This window comes from Calothrix sp. CBUCES-K 9914 (assembly GCF_059640475.1).
In genome coordinates this window covers 1-9480 of the sequence record NZ_JBXXZH010000319.1, presented here as the reverse complement: position 1 = coordinate 9480, position 9480 = coordinate 1, and the positions used below count along the sequence as shown (strand labels likewise).

The window sequence follows — 9480 nt, the reverse complement described above, 5'->3', positions numbered from 1 at the left end:
CCAATCAAAAATTGCGCGAAACCCTTGATTTTTCGAGCTTTTTAGGGAATGAATCAGCCCTGCCGCGTGGAAGGGGGGATTGTATTTTAGTAAAATGTCTTAACCGAGTAGTATTGCAACTGCTTCGATCTCAACAGTCGCGAAAAGTCGTAATATCCTCTGTAACGGCTAGGCTTTGAGTCATGGTGGTAATAGAAAATCGTCACGGTCATTTTAGGATAATTTAATTATTCCTCTGTTGGCGCCTATCTTTTATGTAGTACCAATAAACTATATTTTTTAACCTTTTTGTATTTTCATGCTGACGGGGCACCTAACCGTAGCGTGAAACTTGATATATTTAGGTAGTCTACATAAGTAGTTTTGCATTCATACCAATAACTTAGCCTTTTTTAAATCACCTAAAACAAAAACTTAAATTATGAAAAAGTTATTTCTGATTTTCCTCCTAGCGACCCTAGCTTTTAGTAGCATACTTGTTAATAACCGAGCAACATTATCACAAAATACTTATACTAAGTCTGTCACACGTGAAGTTTTAGCTAATGGTTATCCTACTCAAGATAAAAAGCAGATTCTGGAACTTGTGCGTTATACAATTGCACCAAAAGTAAAACTCCCTATTCATTATCATCCGGGAATGCAAATTGAACGAGTGGAGGCAGGGACTTTAACTTATACTGTTATGAAAGGAGAAGCCAAAGTAACAAAAGCAAATGGTACACAATTGATTCTTTCCGAAGGAAAAACTATACGGATGACAGTAGGAGATTCTTTAGTTGAGCCTGGTGGGATGGTTCATTACGGAGACAATCAAACAAACAGTCCGGTTATTCTCTTGTCTGCTTCTCTATTTAATACTAATCAACCAAAAACTATTTTAATCAATCCTGAAAACAGATAAAACTAATGCATTGTATTACCTTACTCATCTTTATAATGTTGAATGCTGGTTCATAGTGGGCACCTGTTCGTATGGTGGGCAGTGCCCACCTTACAAGGTGTGTGATTTTTTCAAATTATTGACATGGAACAGTTGTGGTTCGTTTGTCTATAATTTGTTGATATGCTAGACCAGCAGGAGTTACCTGGCGCCTTAAATCTTCATCTGTATCAAGTTGAATATGATACAAACCAAAATCGCTATTTTTATCGAACTTTAAACCCCATTCACGATTAGATGTCAAACTCCAACTGACATAGCCAATAATTTTTACACCTTCTGACTGAGCGCGTTGAATTTCACGCATATGTTTTTGTAAATATTCTTCGCGCGTTACACCATCAGCGACTTCAACGCAGCCATTTTCAACAATCATTATTTCTTTATCTGGAAATAATTTAGCATGGAACTTAAGCATGTCGTAAAGAACCCCAGACCAAACAGGAGCATTACTGTATCTTCCAAACGCAGCATCCATTAATTGTCGAATACGGTTGATGCGTAAGTTACTTGTACCCCAGTAATAATCAAAACCAACAAAATCTTGTTGTCCTACACACTCAGAAGGACAAAGAAATTCAGATAATTTACCTGCCATTCCTAAATGCCACCAGTTACTTGTTAACGAAGTTGAAAGAATACTAAATGTTTTTAAAATAGGGTCAAAGATTTGCACGACCGAACGAAGTAAAGGTACTCGCTCCTCAGTTTTAACGACATGAAATTTGACTTTGCTATTATCTCCAAAAATAGCTTGTGCAATAGAACGGGCTAAATCAATTTCCAAACCGCTAAATTCTTTTTTATCCTGGTCAAAATAACCAAAACCTGGAACATTATCTTTAACTGCAACAATTATATAACCTCTATCTTGAATACGACGTAAGGGTGTTCCAGGTTTGGCAACAGGTAGAGGAGAAGGAGTAGATAAAGTTGAATGAATTGCTTTTTCCATTCCTGTACTGATATCAGCTAAGGTCGAACGTCTTCCTATACGCGGAATTTCTGGTACAGGGTGTCCAGGAAAGTGTTGAGCAAATCGTTCCTCAAAGGCGCCTGATTCTTTAAAATTGCGAATAGCTCCATCTACAGCATTAAGTAAAACTCTATCACCTTTTACAACTGCTGCAGCATATGGTTCGCTCGTTAATCGCTTCTCAATAAATCTATATTGCCCTGGATGCTGCTTTGCCATTCCTAGCAAAATACTATCATCGGCGAGTATTGCGTCAACTTGCTCAAAATCTAATTGACGTAATGCTTCTTCATAATCGGACACTACCTTAACTTCAACAGTAGGTAAAATATAATTAATATTGCTTTGGGCAGTAGTACTTTTGACGACGGCAATTTTTTTACTAGCCAAGCTTTCAAAATTGTGAATTGCACTACTCACTTTCACTAGTAACATTTCCGCTGCTATATAGTAAACTTCTGAAAATGCGATTTGCTGTGAGCGTTCTGGTGTTACTGTTAAAGTTGCCAATACAACATCAACTTGTCCTTTTTCCAACAAGGCACGTTCAGTAAATCTACGACCTTGTTTAATTAAATCTTCCTTACTGCGAAGGTTTGTGACGTTACGGTCTACTAATCGCTGTAACCATAAAGGTAAACCCAATAACATTGGATTGGCGCCAACTTGAGCATCTGTATTGTACTGTTTGAGAATAGCTCGCGCGCGCGTATGAGCGACAAATAAATTTTTGATCAAATCGCCAACTTTATCCATCTGCTGTGCCATCGAAGCAGCACGTTCTAAACCAGGTGGCATAAAATACGCACGTTCCCACCAAGGTTTTACGTATCCATAAACAAGTTGACTAGGTTCATTAAAAGTAATCCAATAGCGTGCTAAATGACCTAAACGTTTTGCTACTTCAGTAGTGTATTGAGCAAAAATAATCGGAAAATCGGGTGATGTTAAACCGCCACGTGCTTCAACATGCACTGGATGGGTAAAATGATGCAGCGTTACAATTGGCTCCATACCATAACTATGAATAGTCGCAATCACTTGACGGTAATGCTCAAAAGCTGCTTCGTTAAATTCACCCGGTCTAGGTTCCACGCGCGACCAAGCAATTGAAAAACGGAATGTATTACAACCAAGAGATTTAGCGAGCGCAATATCTTCGGGATAGCGGTTCCAAAAATCAGTAGCTCGACCACGAGCAGTTAGACCCCGACGACGCTCCCACACGTCCCGAAGGTCTTCATATTCCTTTTCGTATGCTTCGCATTGGTGATCTGCTGTAGCTACACCAAACATGAATGATTCGGGAAACGGTGTAATCGACATTACAATAACTCCTATAATTATTAATTAACAAAGAATTAACAACAGATTACTAAATCAACAAAAAATTTCACGTTATATATTTAACTCCCCAGCATCCATCACAAATTCCAGAAAGATTGGCAACGGATTATAAACGGATGTAACGGATGAGTTATTAGTTACAAACAAAATCTAGTTTTTTCAAATTAACCATCCGTTACATCCGTTACATCCATTGCAATGTCTTCGCGATGGTTGTAGAAAATTTTATATTGAAGGTGTGCGAAATTTCATCAAAGCTGTTGATAATAAGTTGGATATCAGCACCATTGTATATAGTAAAATAATACTAAACGCGCCACTAGCTCGTAAGCTTGTTCGTAATAGGCGCCGAGAAAGCATTTTAACTATAGATAAACACTTATAAATATATAGGTTTACTATTGACATATCTTATTGTAGGGGTAAAGCGGCGCCTCTACAATAATCACAACTATTAATTTTTCTAATGTTTGTAAGTGTTTGTAACAATAGACAATTGCAAAACGTTAACATTAGTATCAAGTTCCATGTGTTCCTAGCTGCATTTTTAACATTTTTTAACTGTTAGCTAATTTGCAAACCGCATGTCCAAATATGCCGCATCTACGCATACTCGCAAAGTACCTCTACGTCTACTCCTTGTAGTACCTTTCGTATTACTAATTTTTGCAGCAGTCGGACTGACTGGATGGATATCATTATATAATGGACAAAAAGCAGTTAACGAATTGACTGCTCAACTTCGCGAAGAGGTAACACAACGTATTACCCAAGGACTTCGACAATATTTAGAAAGCTCGCAAGCGGTAAACCGAATCAATGAGGAGAACATTCGGTTCAATCATTTAGATTTAGAAGACCCAAATAGCATTACTCGAAGTTTTTGGCAACAAAGGTTTTTGTTCGATAAAGTATGCGGTTCCGCCATGTACTTTGGCAATTATCGAGGAGAGTTTACAGGTTTAGGATTGCAAGAAGATGATTTGTGGAGAATTGGTAGAGCCGGACAATCTACAAACGGCTTATTCTATCGCTACGAAACTGATAACCAAGGAAATGCAACAAATCTTATCTTAAAATTGCAAGAATATGACCCTCGCGTTAGACCCTGGTATCAAGATGCGCTCAAAGCAGGAAAAGCAGTATGGAGTAGACCTTACCCAGATTTTATTCGCAAAGAAATGAAGCTTGCTTTAGCTCAACCTATTTACGATGATTCGGGCAAATTGCAAGGAGTTATTGGAGTTGATTGTTTGCTATCTTCAATTAGTAAATTTCTCGAAGATATAAAAGTCGGGCAATCGGGCAATACTTTTATTGTAGACCATTCTGGTAAATTAATCGCTACATCAAATGGTAGCATTCCTTTTAAAAAACAGATTCAAGGAATTACAGCAAGCGAGAGTGAAAATTCTGTAATTGCTGCTACAGGCAAGTTTATTTCTGAGAGTTTGGGCAATTGGCGCCAGATTCAAAGAAAACAGATATTGGATTTTGATTTTAATGGACAGCGAAAACTTTTACAAATTACACCGTTTCAAGAAAGATATGGTTTGGACTGGTTAATTGTAGTCGTCGTTTCTGAAGCTGATTTCATGAAAACGATTAATAAAAATACTCAAATAACTATATTATTATGTTTCATGGCTTTAGGTTTAGCAACAGCAATGGGGATTGTAACTTCTCGTTGGTTGATTCACCCAATCTTACGAACTATTAATGCAGCAGATGCTCTTTGTCAAGGTGATTGGTCTTCTCGTGTACCCGAATCAAACACTTACGAACTAACATTGTTAGCAAGAGCATTTAATGATAGCGCACAACAGTTGCAAAACTCTTTCTCAAAGTTGGAATACAATGCTAACCACGATGCTTTAACAGGTTTGCTGAATCAAACTGCATTCAAGCAAAAATTAGAAGAGGCAATTCAGCGGCGTGATAGAAGCATTAATAATATTAATATTATTAATCATACAAGTATTACTTCAAGTTATGATTTCGCAGTTTTGTTTCTTGACTTAGATTTTTTCAAGCTCATTAATGATAGTCTTGGGCATTTTGCAGGGGATGAACTGTTAGTTGAGGTGACAAAAAGACTAAAAAGCTGTATCTTTCCAAAGGACACACTCGCGCGCTTCGGTGGAGACGAGTTTTTAATATTACTAGAGAATATTACAGATATCCATGATGCAATTCAAGTCGCAGAGCAAATCTTACAAGTGTGTCAACAACCGTTTTACTTAAGCGAAAAAAAAGTTTTTATTACAACAAGTATTGGTATTGTTACCAGTACAAACGGAACCAAAAAAGCCTTAGATTTTTTACGCGACGCTGATATTGCCTTATACTGCTCCAAATCCGATGGGAAATGTAGATACCGTGTTTTCGATGCTCAAATGCACGCTAAAGCTGTTGACAGATTACAGCTAGAGATGGATTTAAGACGCGCTCTAGAAAACGAAGAATTTGTTGTTTACTATCAACCGATTATTAATATTATTACAAACCAAATTTCTGGGTTTGAAGCACTGGTACGCTGGCAACATCCTGCGTCCAATACTATACCCCCCGCTAGATTTATCCCAATAGCTGAAGAAACTGGATTGATTATCAAAATTGATGCTTGGGTATTACGTACTGTTTGTCGTCAAATGCAAATTTGGCAACAGTTAAACCTACCTCAAGACCTCTTCATCAGCGTAAACTTCTCTGGAAAGCAACTTTTACAACCTGATTTAGTTGAACAAATAGAAAAAATCATTGTCGATACAGGTGTTAATACAAACAGGATTACACTAGAGATTACTGAGAATAACTTAATTAATCATTACGAGTCTACAAAAGCAAAACTCCTACAGATAAATAATTTAGGACTTTCATTAATTATTGATGATTTTGGAACCGGATATTCTTCTCTGAGTTATTTACACCAATTTCCATTTTGCAAACTTAAGATAGATTATTCTTTCATCTCACGTTTAACAGTAAACGACAGAACTAAAGCAATTGTCGAAGCAATGATTTTACTTGCACACAAGTTAGAAATGGATGTAGTCGCAGAAGGCGTTGAAACTCAAGAACAGTTAGAAGTATTGCACTCGATTGGTTGTCAACAAGTTCAAGGTTACTTGTTTTCGGCGCCTCTAACCAAAACTCAAGCAACAACATTGTTAACAAAATATTTTGCATAGTAGTAAGGGCTATGCCGCACCTACTTTACTTCTGTAAACACGTACTCAAAGAAGCAGAAGAAGCAGTTATCAAAGCAGAAGCACAACTTGGTCGAAAAACCACTTGGGGAATTTGGCTCGAAGGATTCTTGTTAACATTTGTAGCTGAGTGGGGAGATAGAACTCAACTCTCAACAATTTCACTCGCAATTAATAATAACCCAATTGGTTTGGCATCTGGCGCCGTTTTAGGACATGCGATTTGTGCAGCAATTGCCGTTACCTGCGGCAAAATGCTGTGTGGACGCATTAGCGAGCGCCAGTTAACTTTTATCGGTGGGTGTCTATTTATACTATTTGGGATTTTAGCAGTGTTTGAAAAAACCCCAAAATAGAACTAGGGTGTTGAAGTAGCCGTAGGTGTGGGTGTAGGAGTAGGAGCAGATGCTTCTTTTGCGGTTTTGTTGATTTCGTCTTTGTATTGAGCAGGCGCCTTCTCCACAGCACTGGCAAATAAAGGTTTAGCCTCGTCAATTTTGCCTTGTTCTTTGAGAACGAGCGCTTTTGCCCAAATTGGACGAAAATCTTTCGGGTCGCTCTTGGTCGCTTGCTCATAGATTTCAAAAGCTTTTCCATATCGCTTTTGGGAAGCGTGGATATTGCCCATTAAAACCTGGATAGCGATTGTATCAACGCTACCAGGTTGAATTTTGTTTGCTTGAGGCGCCGACTTTAAAGCTTCTTGTAACAAACCAATAGCAGCTTCGGGGCGTTTCTGACTCATCTGTAACGCCACCATCGACTGTAAAGCATCCATATCTCCAGGTTTCGTCGTCAAAACCGTGCGTAGAGTTTGTGCGGCGCCTTCGTTATCTCCCATTTGCTGTTTTGCTTGAGCCAATAAAACAGCGTACTTAGTTTGGTCAGGGTTAAGCTTGGCAAGCTTTTCCAATGGTGGAATTACATCTTTTATTTCTCCTTGCTTCAGCGCCAGCAATTGTAAACGCGCTTGCAACAAAGCTTTCAGCGCAGTTTGATTTTCTGGTTCTCTTTGTAAAACTAGTTCTAAGCCTCGTACCTCGTCTTGTAGCTTAGATTTTTGGTCAACAGGTGGCGCATTGCCTTTAGTATTACTCGCAGTATTGCTGTTTCCAGCGTGCGATTCATTAAAGGCAGTAATCATGGGAGCCACTGAAACTCCCGCAAAAACCAAAATACCTAGCACGAGTATGACTCTAACTATCCAGCGATTTCCTGATTCAGTCACAAACCCCTCCCTAAAACTGAACGTGACATTATAATCTTCTCTCCCGATAAGTTTGACAAAAAATAGGAAAACTTACATTTTATACTTCAAGCATTAAATGGGTTGATTATGATGAAAGCACATAAAACCCTAATTTATCGCTCATATGCCGATTTGTGTAAAGCTCGTGCTGAAATTGTAGCGTTCGGGCGAAAAATTTAAAAATTTGGAAAACTTTGCGGAATACCACGTTTATCCAGTGAACTTTATAACAAATACCAAAAAGCAAAGCAGTCATAGAGTGCTAACTTTAGGAGGAATCGTCAGAATTGTAACTGTGATACGCTTCCGAAACTAGTATAAAGACGCTAAATTACACCTAAATGTGTGAGATGAATACGTTACCTTGTCAGTATCTTTCAAAGAGTTTTCCTCGTTGAAACAACTGGTGTCACGTCTTCAGTATCACATAAGGTACGCTCTCCACGGTGATTATGGAAGAAATATACTTTCTATTCAACCGCATAAACGCTCTAAAACCAGTTTACGCATGTTAAATCCCATTGCGGGGATGTATCTCCGTCGCAAGGAGTTGCTATGAATTCCGACCTGATGTCGTCATCCGAACCGACCTTACCAATTAAGTTAAATCTCGATTCAGCTAGCAACCAAGCATCCACTGAAATTTCGACGCTTAACCATACTTCTAAAGAAGAAAATTCGTCGGACAGTATAGATAATGCTTTGTATGACAGCACGAATCGTATTTCTCCAATTCCACCACCTAGCGAACCGATGCAGTACCGAGCAATCGGGCTAGTTCGAGGTCGTTATATTAGCAGTGCCGAACAATTTACTCAAGGTGTACTTGTTACCGCAGATGGCGCCTCTATAAATGCCGTTCTCCTTGGACGGATTATGAGCTTGGTAAAAAATCATCTCGACTTACAACAAGAACACTTGTGGGTTGTTTATCCCCGTACTCGTCAAGAAAATGACCAATTACACCTGCAAGTAGTTGGTGTTTGGGAGCCAGAAAGTCTGACTGCGAAAAATATCGAACAGAAAGAAAAATCTGAAGTATCAGAACAATCAGAACAATCAGAACAACCTACATCTGTAGATTCTGATGAGTCACAAGAGGTTTTTACACCTTCATCTAAAATACTAGATGGTGCCTTTTCTGTGCGTGGTGAGGTTGTTTACCAAGCGCAAGATGGTAGCAATTTAGTTATGAAAATCAAGCAAGCTCCACGCAAGCAAGATGATAAACCTAAATATTTCAAGCTTAAACTCAAGGGCAACCTTGATAGTAGGGCTGTAGGAAAGTTTTGGGATTTAGAAGTCATACGCCAAGGTGATATGCTAGCTATCGAAAGTGGAAAAGCAATTGCCGACTTGCCCAAAAAACGCCGACCACCCTTTAAGGGAGGAGCAGGAGGAGCAAGGCGCCCCTTTAATAGCTTTAATAGCTTTAATAAAGGTGATGGTTCTAAAAAGCCATTCCGCAGACCAGCTAATGGTGAAACTCCACTTCCTATTAAAAAAGGTAGTACTGACAAAGGCGCTGTCCCAAGACCTACACCAAACCCAACCTCAAATTCTGGGCGCCCAACACCCAAACCTGTTAAACGCCCAAAATTAGAAGAATCGTAATAGAGTGCTGAGTAGAAAGTGCTGAGTGCTGAGTAGAAATTAGGAGTTAGCACTCATTACTCAGCACTCAGCACTCATTACTCAGCACTCAGCACTCATTACTCAGCACTCAGCACTCAGCACTCATTACTCAGCACTCAGC

5 protein-coding genes and 1 pseudogene are annotated in these 9480 nt (G+C 38.9%); 4 read left to right on the top strand and 2 right to left on the bottom strand.

What is annotated here, in order from left to right; genetic code table 11:
- Positions 1-421 precede the first annotated feature (421 nt).
- Positions 422-904 (top strand): cupin domain-containing protein, encoded by a 483-nt coding sequence (locus AC2JBO_RS39590; RefSeq protein WP_496959108.1) that lies wholly within the window; start codon positions 422-424, stop codon positions 902-904.
- Between the two features lie 115 nt (positions 905-1019).
- Here the strand turns inward: AC2JBO_RS39590 and AC2JBO_RS39585 are convergent, their stop codons facing one another.
- Complete coding sequence (locus AC2JBO_RS39585; protein WP_496959107.1) at positions 1020-3245, bottom strand: family 1 glycosylhydrolase; 2226 nt, start codon at positions 3243-3245, stop codon at positions 1020-1022.
- Positions 3246-3850: 605 nt separating this feature from the next.
- Here AC2JBO_RS39585 and AC2JBO_RS39580 point away from each other — a divergent pair.
- A complete protein-coding gene (locus AC2JBO_RS39580) occupies positions 3851-6457 on the top strand; it encodes a bifunctional diguanylate cyclase/phosphodiesterase (RefSeq protein ID WP_496959106.1) in 2607 nt (868 codons plus the stop codon).
- Positions 6458-6498: 41 nt separating this feature from the next.
- A pseudogene (locus AC2JBO_RS39575) lies at positions 6499-6831 on the top strand (TMEM165/GDT1 family protein); the annotation flags it as partial.
- Positions 6832-6833: 2 nt separating this feature from the next.
- On the opposite strand, the gene AC2JBO_RS39570 reads toward AC2JBO_RS39575, so the two are convergent.
- A complete protein-coding gene (locus AC2JBO_RS39570; RefSeq protein WP_496959105.1) occupies positions 6834-7703 on the bottom strand; it encodes a tetratricopeptide repeat protein in 870 nt (289 codons plus the stop codon).
- Between the two features lie 576 nt (positions 7704-8279).
- Here AC2JBO_RS39570 and patR point away from each other — a divergent pair.
- Positions 8280-9338 carry a heterocyst master regulator PatR gene (gene patR / locus AC2JBO_RS39565; RefSeq protein WP_496959104.1) on the top strand — a complete coding sequence of 353 codons (1059 nt, stop codon included), beginning with the start codon at positions 8280-8282 and terminating at the stop codon, positions 9336-9338.
- The last annotated feature ends 142 nt before the right edge of the window (positions 9339-9480 follow it).

Excerpts from the sequence above, each read along its gene's own strand:
- AC2JBO_RS39580 (WP_496959106.1), top strand. The coding sequence starts at position 3,851 with ATGTCCAAATATGCCGCATCTACGCATACTCGCAAAGTACCTCTACGT.
- AC2JBO_RS39590 (WP_496959108.1), top strand. The coding sequence starts at position 422 with ATGAAAAAGTTATTTCTGATTTTCCTCCTAGCGACCCTAGCTTTTAGT.
- AC2JBO_RS39585 (WP_496959107.1), bottom strand. The coding sequence starts at position 3,245 with ATGTCGATTACACCGTTTCCCGAATCATTCATGTTTGGTGTAGCTACA.
- patR (WP_496959104.1), top strand. The coding sequence starts at position 8,280 with ATGAATTCCGACCTGATGTCGTCATCCGAACCGACCTTACCAATTAAG.